We start from the raw sequence: 19,706 nt of genomic DNA on the forward strand, positions 1-19,706 counted from the left end.
TTGCCCTCAAGGCCCGGTAAAGATGTCATATGACGTTCAAGTTTACTTCTCTATTTGTGTGATATACTATTAGATGTGATAAATTATATTGACAAGAGGGGAGTCCTTGACGTGCCTCATATCAGTCCCTTGTATTTGCAAATTGGAACGACCGTGGGGACGTTGGTTTTGGCCCTGATGACCATATTCATCCGTCTCAAGGCGAGCCACAGACCCGTTACGATAAAGAAAATACTAATTCCGCCGATGGGCATGGCGACCGGTTTCCTGATGTTCGTCGCCCCGGCTGTGAGAATCCCGCTGTGGTGGGCGCTCATCGCCTTTTTAGTCGGCTGGTTCCTGTTCTCCTATCCGCTGATACGCAGCACCAAATTTGAAGTAAGCGGAGGACAGGTCTTCGCACAGCGCTCCAAGAGCTTTATCATTATCCTCTTCGCCCTGCTGGCCGTCCGCATGCTGCTGCACCAGGTGATTGAGGAATATGTATCGATCCCGCAGACCGGCGCCCTGTTCTTCATTCTGGCCTTTGGCATGATCCTCCGCTGGCGGATTTTCATGCTGAGACAGTACCGGAAGTTTGCGCCCGCTGCCGTAGATTCGGTATCCGATCCCTTAAATCCGGCGGAATGATCCCATGATCGATACTAAGCCAAATAACGTCTTCCACGCAGGGTTTCCTGCCCGGGGCAAACGATAAGCCAATTTCCTTAAGATAAGGAGATTGGCTTTTTTGATATCAGAAGATTTCCTCAAAAAATAAACCCGCCAATGCATAGCGCCAGGCCGTTTGGAAAATGCTTAAAACGAATGAAATAAGCGGGTCCGCCGCGCCGGACGCCCGGCCTGAAAGCTCTTTTCCAATCGATGGCGGCGATACCATGTATATTTTTTCACATTTCTTTCGTAAAGTGGTCCTTTTTACGATCATTTATGTTAACATTAGGAGGACGATAGTGACTAGGCCTTTTCGGACGGAAAAGGTCTTGTGGCTTGTAGATACTCCTTCGAAGGGAGTCTATGAGCTCCTTTTCATTATAAAAATACTTAAGCACAACTGCTTACGCAAAGGAGAAATGGACATGTCAGAAGCAATTTCTGAACAAGAGACACAAAACGTGTCTGTCGGCAAGGAACAAAACGACGTGCTGGACCAGCTGCTCAAACCTGAGGTGCAGGAATCCCTTACGATTCTGGTCGACCAGCTTCCAAAGCTGACTGAGCTTGTGAATCTATTGACAAAGTCTTATGACTTCGCTCAAACCGTCGCTACCGACAAAGTGCTGAAGAGCGACACTGTCGGCGCGATCACCGAAATTGTGGAGCCTGTGAAGCATTCGGTGAAGAACATCGCCGCTACTGTCATCGAAGCGAAAGACCGCGCTGAAGACAGCAACGAAGTGATCGGTCTTTTTGGTCTGCTTAAAATGCTGAAGGATCCGCAAGCTCAAAAAATCTTCCGGTTCCTGAACGCTTACCTTCAAATCTCTGCGGAAAAAGCAAAACAACAATAATCTTTTATACATCTAACCAGTAAGGACGGAGGAAAAACCATGTCAAAACATATTGTCATTTTGGGTGCCGGTTACGGCGGCTTGCTTGCCGCTCTGACCGTACGCAAATATATGAACAAAGATCAAGCACGGGTTACGGTCGTGAACCAATACCCTACGCACCAAATCATTACCGAGCTGCACCGTCTGGCTGCAGGCAGCATTGCTGAGAAAGCCATCGCTATGCCGCTCGAAAAACTGTTCAAGGGCAAAGAAGTCGACCTGAAGATCGCAACGGTCAACTCTTTCTCCGTAGACAGCAAAGAAATCAAGCTTTCCGACGGTTCCAGCCTGTCTTACGACGCTTTGGTTGTCGCACTCGGAAGTAAAACGGCTTACTTCGGCATTCCAGGGCTCGAGCAGTACAGCTTCGTGCTGAAGTCTGCTGAAGACGCGCTGAACATTCATAAGCACATCGAAGACCGCATTCGCGAATACTCCAAAACCAAAAACGAAGCTGACGCAACGATCCTCATCGGCGGCGGCGGCTTGACCGGCGTTGAGCTTGTCGGCGAAATCGCTGATATCATGCCGGGTCTGGCTAAAAAATACGGCGTAAATCCAGCCGAAGTGAAGCTGCTTCTGGTTGAAGCCGGCCCTAAAATCCTGCCTGTACTGCCTGATCACCTCATCGAGCGCGCGCAAAGCAGTCTGGAAAAACGCGGCGTAACCTTCCTGACAGGATTGCCTGTAACGAACGTGGAAGGCAACGTGGTTGACCTGAAAGACGGTCAAAAGATCGTAACCAACACCTTCGTATGGACAGGCGGCGTGCAAGGCAACCCGCTCGTAGGCGAATCCGGCCTCGAAGTAAACCGCGGACGCGCTACCGTTAATGAATTCCTGCAATCCACTTCCCATCCGGACGTGTTTGTGGCTGGGGACAGCGCCGTTGTATTTGATCCAAGCGGACGTCCACAACCGCCAACCGCGCAAATCGCTTGGCAAATGGGCGAGCTGATCGGCTACAACCTGTATGCCCTGCTCGAAAACCATGCGTTCGAAACATTTGCTCCGGTGAACTCCGGTACGCTTGCAAGCCTGGGCCGTAAAGATGCCGTTGCTACCATCGGCGAAAGCAACACGTCCCTCAAAGGTCTGCCTGCGTCCCTGATGAAGGAAGCAAGTAACATCCGTTACCTGTCCCACATCAAAGCTCTCTACACTTTGGCTTACTAATCTGTAAACCATCGTTTGACGCATTAAACCAAACAGCCCTCTTTCCAAGGCATTTGCCATGGAAGAGGGCTGTTTTTTGTTGGGATTGGTGCCCGCTCACCTGCCGTTCAGCGCATGCCGGAGATCGGCGAGCTCCTGCCCGATATCCGGCACCAGCGGCAGCTCCAGCCCGTCGGTTCCCTCCGGCCCCTCTTCCGTCTCCCGCCGCTGCTCTGCGGACTGGGCCATTTTTTCGAGATGGAGCAGCACCGCTCCCAGCTCCGGGTCGGGCAGGACGGGCCGGAGGGCGCTCAGCGCGTAGGAGTTCAGCACGTACCCGAACTGATCCAGCGACCAGATGACGGGGAGCAGTTTCTCCAGCTCCTCCTCGCTGCGCGGAATCTCGCCGAGTGCGGTCTGGTACACCGTCCTCAGATTGGACAGGTGCCGCCGCATGGAGCGCTGCTGGAGGATGAGGCTCAACCTCGCTGCGGCACTCGCAGGCTGCCGAATGAACAGCAGCGCCAGAAACTGCGCCTGGCTGCGGATCGTCCGGCCGAGAAGGTACGGAATCCGGCTGGAAGCCGAGCGGCTGCCGACCAGCAGCACGCCGATCAGGCCGATAACGCTGCCGACGAGCACGTCGGTCAGCCTGGCGCCGGCAAAATAGCCAAAGTTATGTATCCGGGTATTGGTTTCCGCCATCAGCAGCGCGTTGGGCGTAATGAACAGCATAGCCAGGGCGTAGTTTCGCACGATGAGCAGCTCCGTAAAAAAAGTGAACAGCATGATCGCAATGGATACGACAAATCCCTCCGGGTGGGTCCACAATATCGCGCTGGCGATGAGGATGCCGAGTATCGTTCCGAGGGAACGCTGAATCGCCCGGTGAAAGGTGGCGATGACGGTGGCGCCGAGCATCACCGAAGCACAGGAGAGCGGCACCCAGTAGGACCGGTTCAGCTGAAACGCATATGCGGCGGCGGCAGCCACCATCAAAATGACGCCAAACCGGATCGCCTGCAGAAATACGATCGAGTCCTTATCCAAATTGCCCTCCAGGATGCTCCGCACCGGAGTGCGGGTCAGCTTGCGGCGGTCCTGCTCCACCTCGGGTTCCGCATCGCTAAAAATAGCATCCAGCTGCCCAACAAGGTCCCTCAGATCCCGGATACGGGGATCCGGGTCGTCCGGCAGCGGCGTTCGAACCCATACATCCGGCTGCCCGCACGCTTCCCCTGCCCTTCTGACCGCGGCGCTGAGCCCGGGCGGCAGCTTCTCCCCCACGGCCAACGGAATTTTGTCCGTAATCAGATAAATGTGGTGCGCAAGCGAATACATCCCCGACAACCGGCGCGGTGTTGCGTCGCTTCGCCGATCGAACCCGCCTGTCGCGAGCGTGGTTTCCGCGCTGTACATAGACAGCAGCGTCTGATGCCGGGCCCGGCTGTATTCCCGGGTGCCCGCACCATCCAATAGGGATCCCAGGTCGAGATACAGCTGGCGGACGGCGCCGACTTCGGGACCGTGCGGCCGAAGCAGCCAGCCGGCCATAGCAAAGCACCAGGCCAGCATTCCGCCTAGAAACACCAAGCCGCCGCGGAGGAACGCCTGGGAAGGATCGGGCGGCATCCCCGTGGCCAGCGTAAAGCTGAGCACGAAGAATAACGCCCCCGGACCTTTAAACTTCAGCACGCCGAACAGGTAGGACGCCGCTGCCCCGATGCAGCCCAGAACAAAGGCGGCAAGAAGCGGGTAAGGAGCCAGCAGCGTTCCAGCTGCCACAGAGAACGTCAGGCCCAGTGCGGCAAACAGAATTTTTTTGGCCCTTAACGCATACGGCTCGCTCGCCACGTACAGATAGGCGAATCCGCCTGTTCCTGCCAGCATCCCGTACGAAAATTGGCCAAGCCAAAATCCGATCAGGGATGGCAGGCCAATGCACAAGCCGGCGCATAAAGCCCGGTTCCACGGGAGCGCAACCTTCTTCACCTCAAAGGCTTGTTTGAGGGTACGCGATAAAAACCGGTGCTGCTCTTTCGTTACCCCAACTTGGATCCCTCCTTCCCCACCTGATCATGCCAAAAGAGCAGCCCCACACCTGTAAGGCCGCTCCCGGTTTACCATGTACTATATTTATTGCCAACCGTAATCCGCAATATGCTGACGCCCGCTTGCTCCTCCGCCCATTTTTGATGTCCTCTCGCATTGCGCCCTGCGGCCGAAACCTTCCACTCCGCGTGAGGAGCGAATAGCCCAAGCCTGATTTTCCATAAAATAATATGATTCCACGATTCAAAGTGCCGCTTCAAATTTACCCCAGGGCACAGGGCAGGAGGAAAGGAATGAAGAAGGACCTAGGGGGCCCCAGGCGGCGTTCCGAGTTTACGGTTTGGGTCGTGTCCCGATCCGATGTGTTTACGTTTGTGGTCTACGAAATTATTCTCAGCTCTGCGGTGTATGCCGGCCTCAAGCGGGCCAACGGGCATGAGCTGATCGCCATACTGGGGAGTTCGGTCAGCACGACCATGTGCAAAAGGTGGGTACGCCTGGATGCACTGGCCTGGTGGAGGCGCGGTCGGGAGCTCCATATTGTTCCCTGGCCAAATCGCCCTTAGGGAAATTCGAGGAATTCTAGCTCACGGAGACGGAGGTGGCGGAAATGAAAAGAAGAAAGCGCAGGGTCGCCATCGTCGGCTCGGGCATGGTCGGTGCAACTGCGGCCTACTCCATGATCAACCAATCGATCTGCGATGAGATCATGATGGTCGACCGCACTTATGACCGCGCGCTGGCGCAGGCACTCGACTTGTCGCACTGCATTGATTTTACGCATACGCGCACTTCGGTTTATGCTGGAACATACGCGGACTGTTCGGATATGGACGTCGTAATATTGACGGCAGGAGCTAATCCGAAGCCGGGCCAGACCCGGCTGGACGTGCTTGAAGAGGCGGTACTTATCACACGACAGATCGTTACGCCGATTTTGAAGAGCGGCTTTGAGGGCATATTCATCACCGCGGCCAATCCGGTCGATATCGTCACCTATCTGATCCGGCAGTTGTCGGGCTTTCCACGGCACCGGGTCATTGGCACCGGAACGTCCATTGACTCTTCGCGTCTCAAAACGCTGCTGTCGGACATTTTTTCGATCGACCCCCGCAGCGTTCACGGGTATGCTCTGGGTGAACACGGCGAGTCCCAGTTCGTCGCCTGGTCGCATGTCACGATTGGCGGCAAACCGGTTCTGGACATTCTCTCACAACACAAGGAGCGCTTTAAGCACGTGGACCTGACGGACATCGCCCGAAAAACGAAGGACGCCGGCTGGGAGATCTACACTCGCAAAGGATCTACGCATTTTGGCATCGGTAGTGCCATTGCCCACATCACCCGCTCGGTGCTGAACGATGAGCATAAAATAATCGCCGTGTCGGCCATCCTCGAGGGAGAATACGGCGAACACGGCGTGTGTACCGGCGTCCCGGCGATTATTCACAGCGACGGGATCCAAGAAATTATCGAGCTGAATCTGAATGAAGAAGAGCGCGGGCGATTCGCCTCCTCCTGCGGCGTGATCCGCAGCAATTTGGATAAGCTGAATCTGGTCTAGCCGGCTACATCCACCGGATAAAAAATCTCTGTTCCACGGGGATTGCATGCTCCTCCGCCCATTGGAGAAGCTCTGGCTCGCCGGCGGGCTGACGGGGCTGCAGGACAAAGCACAGCTTCATCGGCACGATCCGCCGCTGCTTCAGCTTGATTCCATACCAGCGCTCGTTGATCCACACGCCCTGAATGTCCGCAGCGGATACTTCCTTGCCTTCCAGAACAAGCTTTCCTGGCTCGAGCAGCAGTGACTTGGGTTTGCTTGCAGAGCGGAAGAGAGAAACCGCGATAGCCCCAATAATATATAGAAGCAGCAATATATTCATGACGTAAATGCTTATTTTAAAATTGTCATCCAACGAATTAACAATTAACATTTGAATCGTAATGGCTAGAATCACAACCATGCTGATCAAAAATTTTGCCCGCAGCGGATATTTAATGGCAAGCTGGGAACGCATGAGCTGCCCCCTTTCCGAATAGTTATTTTACATATTATGGGACGCAAGCTATACTGCTATCATACATCACTTTTCTGGAAAGGGGGAAGCGCGTTTGAATTTCGCCTTGATCGGTTTGGCTGCTGTCTTGATGGTGTTGTTTTGGTCCGCTCTAGTGATCGGGGGTATTAAGCTCCTGTTCAGCAAGGGACTAAAACGCAGGCTGGACCCTTTGATCCTGTTGTCACTCGTTCTTGGACTGGCTGCCGTCGCCCGGATCGTCCAATGCTGGATTTACGGCCAACCTATGCCCGCAAGTCTCATCATGCTTTTCGTTTCCATCCTTCTGGTTGGGCCATCGCGGCGGCGTTACTTGAAAAACCAGCTTTAAGTTTTCACCATGCCCCTTGCCTACTCCAGGACAGGAGGCACCCGGTGCCTGGTGGCCTGTTCATAGCCATAAGCGATCTTGATCAGCGTCGGCTCGCTGAAAGCCCGGCCGATAAAAGTAATCCCCTGAGGCCCTTTGGTGGTATAACCCCCGGGTGCAATAACCCCGCGCTCGGCGAATCCGCCCGGCACCGTAATGACCGGGAAACCGGCCCGTGCCGCCAGGTCATCGCCCCCTTCACTCCCCAGAAACAAGAGGGCATCCAGCTTATGCTCATCGAAAGCCCCGTTCAGCCCCTGCCTTGCCTGGCTGACGCTGCGCTTCAGGCTGTCGGTATACTCCTTTTCGGTCAGCGTGCCGCTGGTAGCCTCCGAATGGATCAGAACGTCCTGCCCGTAGCGGAGGCAGGTATCCGCATGCTCCTCATTGAACCGGATCACCTCTTCGAGAGAATGCACCGGCACGGTTTCCGGCAAGCGGGACAAGTAGTCATTGACCCCTTTTTTAAATTCATAGGTCAGCACATGGCCATCCCACTCCGCCTGCTCGCAGGATAATTCGACGGGATCGATGATCTCGGCTCCCTTCTCCTTCAGCACCCTGATCGCGGCTTCGATAATATTCAGCCGGTCCTCATCCAGATCCTGATAGTAAAACCTCGGAATCCCGATTCTCGCCTGCGGGAGACATTCGGCATCCAGAAACGGCGTATAGTCCGTATAAAATTGACCGCTGCTGCCATGTGTCACCTCATCCTCCGGGTCTACGCCGGTCAGAGCGCCCAGCAGCACCGCCGCGTCGGCCACCGTTCGGGCCATGGGGCCCGCCGTATCCTGCGTATGCGATATCGGAATAATGCCGGCTCGGCTTACTAACCCGATCGTCGGTTTGATCCCGACGATATTGTTCTGGCTGGCCGGGCTGATGATCGATCCGGAGGTCTCCGTACCGATGGCGGCCGCGGCCAGATTCGCCGCCACCGCGCTGGCCGAGCCGGAGCTCGAGCCGCCGACGAACAGTTCGCCTGGTCCATAAGGGTTCAGACATAACCCGGCACGGCTGCTGTACCCCGACCACATCGTGCTGGACATAAAGTTGGCCCACTCGGTCATATTGGCTTTTCCGAGCAATACCGCCCCGGCGGCCCGCAATTTTTCCGCCACAAAGGAGTCCTTCACGGCTACCGAATCCGCCAGCGCCAGCGCCCCTGCGCTGGTATGCATCGCATCCCGCGTAGCAATGTTGTCCTTCAACAAAATCGGGATGCCGTGCAGCGGCCCGCGGGTGCCGATTTCGTACCGCTCTTCGTCGAGCGCCCGCGCGATATCCAGCGCCTCGGGGTTCACTTCGATGACCGATTTCAGTTTTCCGTCAAACTGCCGGATTCGTTCCAAATACAGCTGGACCAGCTCTTCCGAAGTGATGGTGCCGGTATTCATCGCTTCCTGCATGCCGGCAATATCGGCCTCCACGATCCACTCAGCCGGGTTTATTGGACTGCTGCTCATTATAATCGCCCCCTGGGTAAGCTGCCTTCGTCAGCATGTATCTGCTTACCATTTTTCGTAACACTTGATCTGTATAACCGCTTTTTCCTTTTGTATTCTATAGGCCGCTAGTATTTTGCAGCACGATGCGCCAGCCGTCCGGGTCACAGATGGTGATGCCGTTAACGTCCCAGTACGGGTTCTCGGCTTTGACAGCCGGGTAACCCATCGCCTGAAGACGCTGCGCGATGGCATTTCGCTTGTCGGCATCCGGTATGTAGAACACCAGCAGATTGTCCTCTGAAGGCGGCGGCACGGGAACCCCGTGTTCATGCTGCGTAAATTCAAGATGATAGGCGGAATCGGGCAAGCCGAACATCACGCCGTCATAGCCTTGATGCTTCTGAAATGAGCCGATGACCGGCAGTCCGAGCCCTTCATGGTAGAACTGTTTGATTTTCTCGATTTGGTGCGTCGGGCGCGCCACCCGGAACTGAACGGCCGGCATCTGCTCCGACCAGACAGGGTTGTTGTCCATGATTGACCTCCTATATAGTAAAGTCATACCAACTCATTTCATTTTCAGGAAAGAAGGTACACTCAATGATTATTTACCAGGACCATCTGCAGGGAATCACGGAGTCATCGGTTGCCCCCGGCTTTTTCGACGGCTGGCCCAACCCGCCCTCGCCTGCTGTGCTGATCCGGCTGCTTGCGAACTCCACCTTTATCATACTGGCTATCGATGCCGATACCAAGCGAATGATTGGCTTTATTAATTGTTTATCAGACAAAGTATTAACGGCCTATATTCCTTTGCTTGAAGTGATTCCGGAATATCAGGGCCGGGGGATCGGCAAGGAGCTGACGGCACGGATGCTGGAGAGGCTGAAGGGGCTGTATATGGTGGATCTGCTGTGCGATCCGGATGTGCAGGAGTTTTACACCCGTTTGGGTATGAAAAAAGCGACCGGCATGCTGATGAGGAACTACGAGCATCAATCAGGGGCCGAGCAATAGGAATAGGCGGTCTCCGGGTCTTCCGAACTCGAGGAGGGTGTTCCCCATAGACGACTTCATCCTGATACAGGCGCGTTTACATGCCTTCATCGTTCCCCTCCCGATTCGCCGGCTGGCTGCTTCAGCGCCTCCTCCAGCACCAGTCCCAATAAGGCATGATCAATGACATAACGAAACTCTTCAGGCTCCACCCAAATTCGGGCCAGGCACTCGTTTTCCCGGTTAAACGGCAGGCATTCCTCAATGTCCATCCGGTAAAACAACTGGTAGCCGACCAGCGGATACTTGCCGTTCGGGTCAAAATGCTCGTTCTCCTCGTGGCTCACTTCCATCATCCCGATGTACACGGCACGGCCGCGGACGCTGCCTTCCTCCAGCACCTCGCGGTGAAACGCCTCCTCCGGCGTCTCGCCCGGCTCGACATGCCCGCCGGGGATATCAAAACCGCGCCCGTCCACATGGACGGCCAGCACGTTGCCCCGCAGCATACAAATGCCGTGAACGCTGGTCACTTTGGCCGGATCCGGCATGTCCTTCGTTGGGATCCAGGTCAGCTTGACCGGCTGGCCACCCCATTCTACGCGTATCGTTTGACTCACAGATATAATCCTCCTTCATTGCAGTGCACGATGCTTGCCGTCAGCCTCCGCTCATTTCCTCAATACAAAATGATGAGGGCAGCGGGCATTTGATTCTCTTTCCACACTGCCCAAAGTACCTTAATATGGGAATGAATACTTGGGAGGTGACTACTATTCCTCGTAAACCACTATTCATATTATTTCTCCGCCGCCGCGCCCTGATCCTGCCCTCCGCACCGATGTCGAAGGCCACGAATACCACGGAACCTATTCCAATAAATACGAGGTGGGAACCGGCATATTTTCCATCCAGGGAACGGCTCCTGATCAGGCTATTGCCGTCCAGACCGGGAATGGGATCGATGTGCTGATCGAGTCTACGCTGAAGGATCCCCCCGATTCGCTGAAGCCGGCCGAAACCGCCGATCCAAGCGAGCCGGACCCTTCCCGCTAGTCTTCCGGATTAATGATGGCCAGCACCTGATGATCCTCCCACTTGCCGTTGATCAGCACATTGCTGCGGGCGATGCCTTCATGGTGAAAGCCCGCTTTTTCGAGTACGCGGGTGGATCCCAGGTTGCGTGGCATAACGCCGGCTTCGATCCGGTGAAGCTTCAGCTCGGTAAACGCATAGTCGACCATTAGCCGCACGGCTTCGGTCATGTAGCCATTACCATTTTCGGCCCGATCCAGAAAACCCTTATATCTAAAAAAACCGACAGCCCGCTCTTGCAGGCCATCGGTTCTTTCGGCAAATGATCTTTATCGACTAGTGCATTGGATTTATTTCCCAGAAATCCGCCGGTACGTCGCCTCATCGGCAACCACATACAGCCTCGCATCGGCCGGGATCGGCTCCCTTAACCGCCGGTTGATCGACATGTCGTTCCGGTCGGCCAGCAGGGTGGCGCCCTGTCCTAGCAGCGCCTGAAACGCTTCGCCATAGGTTTTCCAGGCAGGATTACACGGAACTTCGTAGATATCGTCCCCGTGCTCGCGGCTGATCAGCTGGCTGATCACCGCCGAATTTCCCTCCTGCAGCGCAGCCCGCACCGCCAGGCTGGAGATCGCATCGTGGGACAGCACGAATTCGTTGACCTGGACAAACCGGAAGTTCTGAATGTGCTTCTCGTGCATGATTTCCACCGTCGTGTGCACCTCGGGCGCGATCCGTTCGATACTGGAGGCGATCAGCAGCGACTTGCCGTCGGTCAGCGATGTTTCCTCGATTCGGGTGTCGGCGAAAATAATAGCCGCCCGCGCCCGCTCAATCCCGGCCTTGATCAGCGTCTCCGCGGACGAAGGATCCCCGCTGACAAAATGCACCTGGTGCATCTGCAGCGCCGGATGGCGGTCCGTCTCATCGACGATGACGATCTGCGCCTTCGGGTCGTACGTGAGGATCTCGTCGATAGCGGACTTCGCCTTTCGGCTCCAATTGATTAAGATGACATGATTGCCTCCGTGAAAATTCAACGTTCCCGCCTCCCTTTGGCGCTGAATGCCCGCGATCGAATCGATGATTTTACCGATGACCAAGCTGAGCAGCCCGATACCGAAGATGTATAAAAACAGCGTAAATAGTTTACCGGCTACCGTAGCAGCAAAGAAGTCGCCGTACCCGACCGTGGCCATCGTCGTCATGACCCAGTACAGGGCATTAAACCAGCTATGAAAGGTAGACGGCTCGAGCAGATAGGCGATCGTTGCACTCACCGTTACAAAAATAACAATAATCAGGCCAATCGTCGTTTTGCGCATCCGCATCATCCGGGCGGATAGCCGGAGGAAAAAATGCAGCGGTCTCACCCTCTCTTCAGCATGGCAGCTTGATCTACAGCTTTATACAATCAGGCTGCTGATGGCAAAAGCCATGCCGACGAACACCATGGACAAGAGGACGGCAACAGCCGTATTTCCCTTTTTCAGCTGCTCGGAAATTTTAAAGCCCGGGGTCACCAGCTCAAAAATCCAGTACACGGCGATCAGGCACACGTACCCGACGGCAAACCACATGGCCAAAAACCAGATGGACGTATTCGTATAAGCCGCCACGCCGAGAATGATGGCCGTCCCCAAAAATTTGCCCCCAAGCGCGATGCCGACGGCCGTATTGCCTTTCTTCAGCTCTTCCATGTCCTTAAACGGTGTCATCCAGCTGAAGATCACCATTCCGAGCAGCTGCAGGATGATGATGACGATGACACTGACAACAATATTAACGACGACCATTAACTGGCCCACCCCCTGAATTTGGCGTATGCCGAATCGTAATCGGCGAAATCATGAACTTCCTCGAGTTTGACGGAAACTTTCTTCTTCTTCTCCAGTTCCTTGTAACGCGCATCGTCGATCGGCTGCTTGATCCGGTTGCCGGAAGGCAGCTCCACGACCGCAAAGTCCCGCGTCTGATCCTTGTATTTTGTTTGGTATACGCCGACCAGGTCGACTTCGGTCGTCACGTTAACTTTCAGATTGGCCAAGTCCTTCTTGGCCTCCTCCTGCGTCTTGAACGTCTTGATCGTGTCCCAAGAGGACAGGCGGACGTCGGTCTTCTGGTTGGCACCGGTCGTCATCTCGGCGTCCATGTACTGCAAAGACCAAATTTTGTCCCCCGTAGCATAGTTGCCATCATTAGGCATCAGCTCGTTGTCCGGAAGGACCGTCATGTCGCTGCCGATGAGATCGCCGACCGTTCCTTCGACAATCCGGTAATCCCAAGGAACCCGGGATACGTTCGTATCCTCCGACGTGGTTGTATCGAATACGGAGGGTTCATTCGAGGAGCATGCGCTCAGCAGGAGCGCCGCCAGCAGGAACAGTCCCAGACCCGTCCGGAAGAACTTGTGGTAGGTCTTCATTTATTTCACTCCCATCGCGATAAAATGGCTCGTATTCCCCGTAATCAATCCGCCCGCTCTTCCGAGCAGCCCGCACGGCTGTCCGTTGATCACGAACATACCGGTCAGCAGGTGCCGCGGCCCTGCGGCGGTCTCAATCCGCGGGAGCTCCGCCCGCAGCTGATAGACGGACGGGAACAGGACGCTCGTGTCGAATCCGGCCTCGTCCTGGATATCCATCTCTCCTTGTTCGTTATACATCCGCACCGATCCGCCCTCGCGGCCGAACATCGATTTGGACACATAGCTTCCCGAGAACACGGGCTTATTGTAGGTTGGCAAAATATATTTCTCCACCGTCTCCTGCTCCTGTTCGTCAAATAGGAGGCCCAGTTCATACAATCCCCAGGCCGCCGCCAGCAGTCCTTTGGACTGCAGCAGGATGCTGTGTGGTCCGTTAAAAAGCGCAAGCTTGCCGGTCTCGATTGCATAGGCAAGCGCGTCCCCGCCGTCGTCGACGGCCATCCACTCCTTCGGGTACAGCGCGAACATCCGCTTGATTTCCCGGCCCGTCGCGTCCTTGACGATCCCCTCGTCGATCCACAGATCGAGGCAGTCGACGCAGGTCACGGGAAGGCCGCTGTGCTTCACCAGCGCCTCGATCGTTCCCGAGTCCTCGAGGTGGCTGCCGTAGGCGACGCAGGCGGCGGTATCCGGGTGCTCCACGGCCCAGGCTGCCTTCACGAGCTCCTTCATCCGCCCGTTCGGCGTCGGAATTCCCGCTTCGCCGCACAGCCAGGGGGTCGCGATCGACGCTTCCACATAGCCGGTCGGCGTATCTGCGTTCAGCTCATACAGCTTGATGCTTCCGTCATGGCCGACCGCGTAATCGAACCGGGCATAGCGGCTGATCAGACCTTGCCCCGGAATCGGACAGTCGTCCAGCATATCCCACAAAATCTGCGGAATGCCGATCAGCTCATACAGGTCGCGGCGCTTGTGCACATAGCGGACCGTCTTGTCGAGCACGCCCCACAGCCTCGAGGAGGCCTCCTCGAGTTCGCGGTACGTCTCCCCGTTCATGACGACGATCTGGTCCAGCCAGTACTCCTCGTCCTCCAGATCAGCCCAGGCAAAGCCCAGCTGCCGCAGCTGCTCCACCCGCTCCGCACGTTCGCCGGTTCCCGGGGCAAGCACTTCAAATACGCTGCTCATCCGCCAAAACCGCCGCTTCTGGAGCTGGAGTGGGAGCTCGAAGAGGAGCTGAATCCGCTTGACTTGCCGCCGATGCTGCCGGACGAAGACGACGTTCCTCTCCGGGTGATCGACCCGGTCGAAGTCGACGTCTTCGGGCGCACCGTCGAGCCGACGACCGGCTTGTTCTGGAACGTACCGCTGGTATAGGACCGCGGCTTATACGTTTGGCTGGTGCCGGTGTAGTACGTCGGCCGGCCGTTGTAATAGTTGGTGGTAGAATAGCTGGATCCGCTGTTGAACAGCATGTGGTACAGCAGCAGGTCATCCCAGCCAAATCCGGAATGAGCCGAGCCGTAATTGTTAATGACGGTCGTTCCGCCGCCTGACGATCCGGAGCCTGTCGACGCCGATTGCCCCTCCTGGTCTTCCTCCGGCTTCTCCTTAAGCGGAATGTTCCAGTCCGCGTTTTTATCAAAATACTGTTTAACTTCCTCTGTCGACCAGGAGACCAGGATCGGTTCATCCGCCGCGGTCTGGTCACCTGATGTATTGGCCGACGCTCCGGCCGCTGTCGCTCCCGGGATCAGAAAGGCATTGGCCAGCAGCGCTACGCCCAGGGACGTGGACAATACCCGGGCAGCCTTCCCTTCAACCGGAAAACCTCTTGATCCGGATTCGTCGCTCCGCTTCGCCTTTTCTTCGTTTGCCATGATCGCATCTCCTTTCGCCGAGTTCCCTGTTACTCGTTTCGTATCTGCACCAGCAAAAGCTCAAGCTTGCCGGTATCGACATTCAGCCTTCCCTCAATCGTTTCGTATTCCTTGCCGCCGACGACGATATAGTTGACATGCTCCAGTGCAGCCACCATATTCATGCCCCATCTGCGCTCTTCCATCGTCCGCAGGCTGCCGTTTGACATCTTCTCGACCAAAATGACATCCATCTCATTTCCCATTTTCGTTACACCCCTTATTTCATTGCTTTGTACTTTACAGCATTTTTTTACGTCGGATCTTCCAGCGGGTTCCAAATGATTTTTTACTTCCGACTATGAAAGGATGTACATATCCTCCCAAAACGCTCTCCATTCAAGCCTTGATGGCATTTTGTCAAATTTAAGTATAAATTGTCTGCTGCTGGAGGGAAACCAAAAGTTTGGGGTTTTTGCTGTTTTCCGAATCTTACCTGCCGAAACGATTGGAGAGATCGCAGTACGGTGATAGGATTCAAGGCATCGAACACAACTCTCGTGATGGAATAAAAAGTCGTTAGCGAGTCTTTTTGCCCGTGATAAAAGGCTGCCCCGGATTAAACGGAGCAGCCCCTTTGCTGCAGCGTTACTCTTATACGTATTGGGCCAGACCCCGCGGATGCGGACGCGGTCAAGCGCGGAATGGCACGCTCCAACCGGGACCCAAGCTCCCCTGAGCTCAGCCTCCCTTTTGCTTCGTCTTGTTGATCATCGCCCGGCTCTTCTCCAGGTAGTCCACCGACTGGTCATAGCTGCGGCTGGCGACACCCAGGTACAGCATGTCGATGATGTTCAGCTGGGTAATCCGGGAGGCGGTGGCCCCGCTGCGGATATCGTTTTCAGTCGATGAAGTATACAGCTGGATGTCGGCAATCTCGCTCAGCGGCGAATTTCCGTATTTCGTAATGCAGATCGTCACCGCCCCCGCCTCCTTGGCGGCTTTCATGCCGGAGATGACATAGTCCGTTTTGCCGGAATACGAAATGCCGACGGCGGCATCCCGCTCCGTGAGCAGCACCGAAGAGGTCAGCTGCAGATGCGGGTCGGCAAACGAAAAGCTTGGCTTGTTGATCCGCAGAAACTTGTGCTGCGCATCCTGGGCGATGAGGTTCGAAGCGCCGATCCCGAAGAAAAAAATCCGCTCCGCCCGGCCGAGCGCCTCGATCGCCTGCTCAACCATGTGCTTGTCCAGCACCTTAACCGTGTTGCGGATCGACTGAATATTGTTATTCGTCACATTATGAATAATGGCATCCACCGAGTCATGCGGGCGGATCTCCTGATACCCTCCGGGCTCCTCCTGGCCTTCCTGCAGGTCACCCGCCACCTTGAGCATCAGCTCCTGGTAGCTCTTAAATCCGGCCGATTTGCACAATCTGACGACGGCGGCCTGGCTTCCCCCGCTCCGGCGGGACAACTCGGCGATCGAAAGCCCGATCATCTCGCCCGGGTGCTGCAGAATAAAATCGGCCACCTTGCGCTCCGATGGTGTAATGTCATCCAGAATTTCCCGCAGTCGGACTATTCCTCCGTTCATGTCATTCCTCACTTTCGCTGGCTCGAAAATATGGATCCGTTAGGATCCGCTGACCTTCACAAAACTGGAAAATGTTCACAGACCTTATCCCTCTATTTTAAAGGAATCATACTCCCGAGATAAAGTGATTTTTTAAAGATATCCGCACGCATCCGAGGTTCCTCCATCTCCGAGATCCGGCCTGGTTGTCGCCCGATGGGTCTAATGGTAGAATACACCTGATTTTACCAGTATGGTTTTGGAACGAGCTGAGCCAGGAGAAAGGTGAGATGAGCTGAGATGAGTGTAGACATCATTATAAAAGGAGCCGTCTGCCATAGCGCAGACAGCTCCTTTTTTTGATTTCAGAAAGGATACGTGGCGGTTTGAAGGGGATCCGCTTATCGATGGTCAAACAGGATATCCGCAGTGAGTTGGATGTGGGTCTTAAAAATCTCGACGGCACGATCGCCATCACGGCTTACTACGGCATCCGCTAATGCCTTATGTTCGGCGCGGCCATCACGAACGGACTGCTGCGGGGGTGAATAATGCCGATAAAATTCGCTTAAATCCCACAGGCGTCTGCAAATATCCAGAAGCACCGGATTGGGACATGCAGCGATAAGTTCGTAATGAAATTGACGGTGAATGTCGGACCATTCTTCGCGAACGACGAGCTTTGGATGACCATCCTCGTACTCGGGTGTTTGCGATAGTTTATGGTGAACAGCGATGACATTGGATTCCCATGTGAGATCGCCGTGAGCGATGGACAGGCGTAAGGCTGCCGATTCATTGATCAACCGCGCTTCGATGATGCTTTTCAGTTCTTCTTCCGACGCCGTCTTCACGGAAAATCCGTGATTCGGGTTCTGTATGACGAGGCCTTGGGTCGCTAAACGGGTTAGCGCTTCCCGAACGACGGCAACCGAGACTTCGAAACCTTTGGCTAGTTCCGAAACGGTTAATGGAGCGCCCGGTTCATATTGTCCGTCCAAAATATCATACCTCAGTTTTTTTGTGACATTTTCACTTAAAGTGGACGAACCGTTTCTTTTGGCCATGAAGCCGACACCATCCTTTATGCATATCGGGATTGTACACGTTTAAATAATTTACACCGAAACCTACAAAAATACAATAATAAGTCGATAATCCACATACAAAAAGATTTTTATTTACAGAATCGATTCTTGAATATATAATCGACTCATACAAAAAAGGAGGAGTTTACAATGAACAACCCATTTGCGAAATTGCCGGAAGTTGAAGCCTTTCGGTTAACGAGTCATGATATTGCGGAGGGGCTTCCCCTGCCTCCCCAGCAATACGCTTCTGGAGTGGAAGGCGGTAAAGATCTTTCGCCCCATTTGAAATGGTCCGGTGCGCCCGAAGGGACGAAGAGCTACGCCGTAACCGCATATGACCCGGATGCCCCGACCGGATCGGGCTTCTGGCACTGGGCCGTCATCAACATCCCTGCCAATGTCACCGAGCTGCCGACTGGCGCAGGCGACGAGCATGGCAGCGGTTTGCCGCAAGGCGCCCTGCAGCTGCCGAACGATGCCCGGCTCGAACGGTTTATCGGTGCGGCGCCTCCAGCGGGACATGGTCCGCATCGGTATTATTTTGTCGTTCATGCGCTGGATGTTGAGGATATCGGCGTTGATCGCAGCGCCACGCCGGCCGTCTTAGGATTCACCATGCTGGGTCATACGCTGGGGAGAGCCGTGCTCGTGGCTACAGGGGAAAGCAAGTAACCCAAACCGTTTGTCGATGGAATGAAAAGAGAGTTTGTTTGTGTTGTTGCCGGTATAGAGCATCGAGGCAGGAACGGCACGACAAATGCACCAAGCGAAGCGGAGTTAAGTACGGAGGTGGCTGTGAGATTGAACGATCCAATTCATCAAAGCATATGCCCCCTGTGCCATCAGCCAATTAAAGATTTGAAGCACACGATCATATGCGGCTGCGGGAGCAAAATTAAAAACACCATCAAATTCAAATAACCCAGTAAGCAAAAAAGGTACCCGTACACGAAACACTTTTTGAAGTGTCAGTGTACGGGTACCTTTTCAGTTCCCTAACCTTTCTTTCTGTAGCAAACGGCGGCACGGTTTACCCCTGCATTCGGTCTTCAACGTAACGCCGCTCAAGGCCAACCTTTTCCTTATCTCGCTTCGATTTTTTTCTCTATACACCATTTGATCACGTACAAAAAGGCGACGCACAGCAGCCCCTCAAACACGATGGAGCCCCAGGTTTGCCAGGCAGACAGGAGACCCGGCAGCTCCCGGGCCAGCACGCCGGACTGAGAGCTCCACTGCAGATCCACGCTTCCGAACAACGCGGACGAATCCTGGCCGAACAGAAAGTCTTCAACATAAGACAGGACGATGGTCAGGACGATAAAAATCAGCAGTCCGACCCAAAACACGCCCTTGGTTACCAGGCTGCGCGCCAAGGCGATCGTCATATAAAAGGTCAAAAAGCCGTATACGAGCAGAAACAGATATTCTACAATGATCAGCACGATGGCCCAGACCGGAATCTGGCCGGCCCAGCTGAATCCGCCCCCTAAGTTGACCACCATATAGGCAGTGAATGCCGCTCCAATTACGGTCATCACCAGCGAGTTAAGCAATCCGTACAGCAGGGAAGCTCCCACGTAAGACAAGGCACCTACCGGTACGAGCCGGCGGCTGACCGTAGAGATGTTGTAGTCAAACACACGGAGGCTGGAAATGAAGTAAATCACCGAGACTGCGCCGAAGAACAGGACAGAGAGGACAATTTTGACTTCATCCGTGGCCCTGGACCAGAGGAGGACGAACTCGCACAGGAGGAGAATCGCCATCCCGCCGAGCAGCAGCGTCGCGTTGCGCTTTAAATCGTATTTTAACAGCTTGATCATTCGCCAAACACCTCTTTAAACAGATCGTCAATGCCTTTTCCACGGTTGATGCGGATGCTCTCGACTTCCTCGTGCAGGACGATGACGCCGTCTTGGATAAACATGACTTCATCAAAAATCCGCTCCATATCGCGCACCAGATGCGTGCTGACAATCAGGCTGCTGTCTTCGCTGTAGAAGCGGACGATCGCGTCCAGAATTTTACCCCGGGCCACCGGATCCACGCCGCCGATCGGCTCCCCCAGC

At 54.9% G+C, this 19,706-nt stretch carries 24 protein-coding genes and 2 pseudogenes; 10 read left to right on the forward strand and 16 right to left on the reverse strand.

The genetic code is table 11. The features are described 5' to 3' along the window. Nucleotides 1-111: 111 nt before the first annotated feature. The 3 genes from BCV73_RS26515 (at nt 112) to BCV73_RS26525 (ending at nt 2,729) form a co-directional block, all read left to right on the forward strand. A complete protein-coding gene (locus BCV73_RS26515; protein WP_089549154.1) occupies nt 112-630 on the forward strand; it encodes a CcdC family protein in 519 nt (172 codons plus the stop codon). Between the two features lie 449 nt (nt 631-1,079). After that, the gene (locus tag BCV73_RS26520) at nt 1,080-1,511 is read left to right on the forward strand and encodes a helical membrane plugin domain-containing protein (protein ID WP_076172788.1); all 432 of its coding nucleotides are present in this window, start codon (nt 1,080-1,082) and stop codon (nt 1,509-1,511) included. A gap of 39 nt (nt 1,512-1,550) precedes the next feature. Next, the gene (locus BCV73_RS26525) at nt 1,551-2,729 is read left to right on the forward strand and encodes an NAD(P)/FAD-dependent oxidoreductase (RefSeq protein ID WP_076172787.1); all 1,179 of its coding nucleotides are present in this window, start codon (nt 1,551-1,553) and stop codon (nt 2,727-2,729) included. A gap of 96 nt (nt 2,730-2,825) precedes the next feature. On the opposite strand, the gene BCV73_RS26530 is transcribed toward BCV73_RS26525, so the two are convergent. Beyond that, nucleotides 2,826-4,700: an FUSC family protein gene (locus tag BCV73_RS26530; RefSeq protein WP_089549155.1), complete on the reverse strand. Its 1,875-nt coding sequence runs from the start codon at nt 4,698-4,700 to the stop codon at nt 2,826-2,828. Between the two features lie 353 nt (nt 4,701-5,053). Between BCV73_RS26530 and BCV73_RS26535 the strand changes: the two genes are divergently transcribed. Together BCV73_RS26535 and BCV73_RS26540 are read left to right on the forward strand one after the other, a co-directional pair. Next, nucleotides 5,054-5,326 carry a hypothetical protein gene (locus BCV73_RS26535; protein ID WP_089549156.1) on the forward strand — a complete coding sequence of 91 codons (273 nt, stop codon included), beginning with the start codon at nt 5,054-5,056 and terminating at the stop codon, nt 5,324-5,326. A gap of 44 nt (nt 5,327-5,370) precedes the next feature. Next, the gene (locus BCV73_RS26540; protein WP_089549157.1) at nt 5,371-6,324 is read left to right on the forward strand and encodes an L-lactate dehydrogenase; all 954 of its coding nucleotides are present in this window, start codon (nt 5,371-5,373) and stop codon (nt 6,322-6,324) included. A 4-nt stretch (nt 6,325-6,328) separates the two neighbouring features. On the opposite strand, the gene BCV73_RS26545 is transcribed toward BCV73_RS26540, so the two are convergent. Next, on the reverse strand, nt 6,329-6,781 hold the full coding sequence (locus BCV73_RS26545) for a hypothetical protein (RefSeq protein ID WP_089549158.1): 453 nt from the start codon (nt 6,779-6,781) through the stop codon (nt 6,329-6,331). A 94-nt stretch (nt 6,782-6,875) separates the two neighbouring features. On the opposite strand from BCV73_RS26545, the gene BCV73_RS26550 reads away from it, so the two are divergent. Continuing rightward, a complete protein-coding gene (locus BCV73_RS26550) occupies nt 6,876-7,151 on the forward strand; it encodes a hypothetical protein (protein ID WP_089549159.1) in 276 nt (91 codons plus the stop codon). Nucleotides 7,152-7,171: 20 nt separating this feature from the next. On the opposite strand, the gene BCV73_RS26555 is transcribed toward BCV73_RS26550, so the two are convergent. Together BCV73_RS26555 and BCV73_RS26560 are read right to left on the reverse strand one after the other, a co-directional pair. Continuing rightward, the gene (locus tag BCV73_RS26555) at nt 7,172-8,659 is read right to left on the reverse strand and encodes an amidase family protein (RefSeq protein ID WP_089549160.1); all 1,488 of its coding nucleotides are present in this window, start codon (nt 8,657-8,659) and stop codon (nt 7,172-7,174) included. A gap of 97 nt (nt 8,660-8,756) precedes the next feature. Then, nucleotides 8,757-9,176: a VOC family protein gene (locus BCV73_RS26560; RefSeq protein ID WP_089549161.1), complete on the reverse strand. Its 420-nt coding sequence runs from the start codon at nt 9,174-9,176 to the stop codon at nt 8,757-8,759. 65 nt (nt 9,177-9,241) lie between these two features. On the opposite strand from BCV73_RS26560, the gene BCV73_RS26565 reads away from it, so the two are divergent. Continuing rightward, on the forward strand, nt 9,242-9,658 hold the full coding sequence (locus BCV73_RS26565) for a GNAT family N-acetyltransferase (protein WP_089549162.1): 417 nt from the start codon (nt 9,242-9,244) through the stop codon (nt 9,656-9,658). Nucleotides 9,659-9,744: 86 nt separating this feature from the next. Here the strand turns inward: BCV73_RS26565 and BCV73_RS26570 are convergent, their stop codons facing one another. Next, a complete protein-coding gene (locus tag BCV73_RS26570) occupies nt 9,745-10,257 on the reverse strand; it encodes an NUDIX domain-containing protein (protein WP_244364568.1) in 513 nt (170 codons plus the stop codon). Between the two features lie 268 nt (nt 10,258-10,525). Here BCV73_RS26570 and BCV73_RS35170 point away from each other — a divergent pair, with 268 nt between their 5' ends. Next, on the forward strand, nt 10,526-10,693 hold the full coding sequence (locus BCV73_RS35170; protein WP_179232074.1) for a hypothetical protein: 168 nt from the start codon (nt 10,526-10,528) through the stop codon (nt 10,691-10,693). On the opposite strand, the pseudogene BCV73_RS26575 reads toward BCV73_RS35170, so the two are convergent. The 9 genes and pseudogenes from BCV73_RS26575 to BCV73_RS26615 all read right to left on the reverse strand — a co-directional run. Beyond that, a pseudogene (locus BCV73_RS26575) lies at nt 10,690-10,935 on the reverse strand (GNAT family N-acetyltransferase); the annotation flags it as partial. The gene BCV73_RS35170 and the pseudogene BCV73_RS26575 sit on opposite strands and share 4 nt — an antisense overlap. Before the next feature lie 87 nt (nt 10,936-11,022). After that, nucleotides 11,023-12,006: a potassium channel family protein gene (locus tag BCV73_RS26580; RefSeq protein WP_343220165.1), complete on the reverse strand. Its 984-nt coding sequence runs from the start codon at nt 12,004-12,006 to the stop codon at nt 11,023-11,025. Between the two features lie 75 nt (nt 12,007-12,081). Next, the gene (locus tag BCV73_RS26585) at nt 12,082-12,471 is read right to left on the reverse strand and encodes a DUF350 domain-containing protein (protein WP_076172775.1); all 390 of its coding nucleotides are present in this window, start codon (nt 12,469-12,471) and stop codon (nt 12,082-12,084) included. Continuing rightward, entirely contained in the window at nt 12,471-13,100 is a 630-nt protein-coding gene (locus BCV73_RS26590; protein ID WP_089549164.1) for a hypothetical protein, read from the reverse strand. The genes BCV73_RS26585 and BCV73_RS26590 overlap by 1 nt, the downstream gene beginning before the upstream one ends. Continuing rightward, on the reverse strand, nt 13,101-14,294 hold the full coding sequence (locus BCV73_RS26595; RefSeq protein ID WP_089549165.1) for a glutathionylspermidine synthase family protein: 1,194 nt from the start codon (nt 14,292-14,294) through the stop codon (nt 13,101-13,103). It abuts the gene before it with no gap. Next, nucleotides 14,291-14,986: a hypothetical protein gene (locus BCV73_RS26600; RefSeq protein WP_089549166.1), complete on the reverse strand. Its 696-nt coding sequence runs from the start codon at nt 14,984-14,986 to the stop codon at nt 14,291-14,293. Before BCV73_RS26600 ends, BCV73_RS26595 begins: the two co-directional genes overlap by 4 nt. A 29-nt stretch (nt 14,987-15,015) precedes the next feature. After that, the gene (locus tag BCV73_RS26605; protein WP_076172771.1) at nt 15,016-15,231 is read right to left on the reverse strand and encodes a hypothetical protein; all 216 of its coding nucleotides are present in this window, start codon (nt 15,229-15,231) and stop codon (nt 15,016-15,018) included. 475 nt (nt 15,232-15,706) lie between these two features. Then, on the reverse strand, nt 15,707-16,564 hold the full coding sequence (locus BCV73_RS26610) for a MurR/RpiR family transcriptional regulator (protein ID WP_076172770.1): 858 nt from the start codon (nt 16,562-16,564) through the stop codon (nt 15,707-15,709). Between the two features lie 380 nt (nt 16,565-16,944). Further along, on the reverse strand, nt 16,945-17,610 hold the full coding sequence (locus BCV73_RS26615; protein ID WP_076172769.1) for a GntR family transcriptional regulator: 666 nt from the start codon (nt 17,608-17,610) through the stop codon (nt 16,945-16,947). A gap of 171 nt (nt 17,611-17,781) precedes the next feature. Here BCV73_RS26615 and BCV73_RS26620 point away from each other — a divergent pair, with 171 nt between their 5' ends. Both BCV73_RS26620 and BCV73_RS35490 read left to right on the forward strand, forming a co-directional pair. Further along, nucleotides 17,782-18,306 (forward strand): YbhB/YbcL family Raf kinase inhibitor-like protein, encoded by a 525-nt coding sequence (locus BCV73_RS26620; RefSeq protein ID WP_089549167.1) that lies wholly within the window; start codon nt 17,782-17,784, stop codon nt 18,304-18,306. Between the two features lie 21 nt (nt 18,307-18,327). Next, the gene (locus BCV73_RS35490) at nt 18,328-18,555 is read left to right on the forward strand and encodes a hypothetical protein (RefSeq protein ID WP_218828196.1); all 228 of its coding nucleotides are present in this window, start codon (nt 18,328-18,330) and stop codon (nt 18,553-18,555) included. 161 nt (nt 18,556-18,716) lie between these two features. On the opposite strand, the gene BCV73_RS26625 is transcribed toward BCV73_RS35490, so the two are convergent. Then, the gene (locus BCV73_RS26625) at nt 18,717-19,460 is read right to left on the reverse strand and encodes a hypothetical protein (RefSeq protein ID WP_089549168.1); all 744 of its coding nucleotides are present in this window, start codon (nt 19,458-19,460) and stop codon (nt 18,717-18,719) included. After that, nucleotides 19,457-19,706, reverse strand: a pseudogene (locus BCV73_RS35970) (ABC transporter ATP-binding protein); the annotation flags it as partial. The gene BCV73_RS26625 and the pseudogene BCV73_RS35970, both read right to left, overlap by 4 nt.

The organism is Paenibacillus sp. SSG-1 (genome assembly GCF_002224835.1).
GTDB lineage: Bacteria > Bacillota > Bacilli > Paenibacillales > Paenibacillaceae > Paenibacillus_AQ > Paenibacillus_AQ favisporus.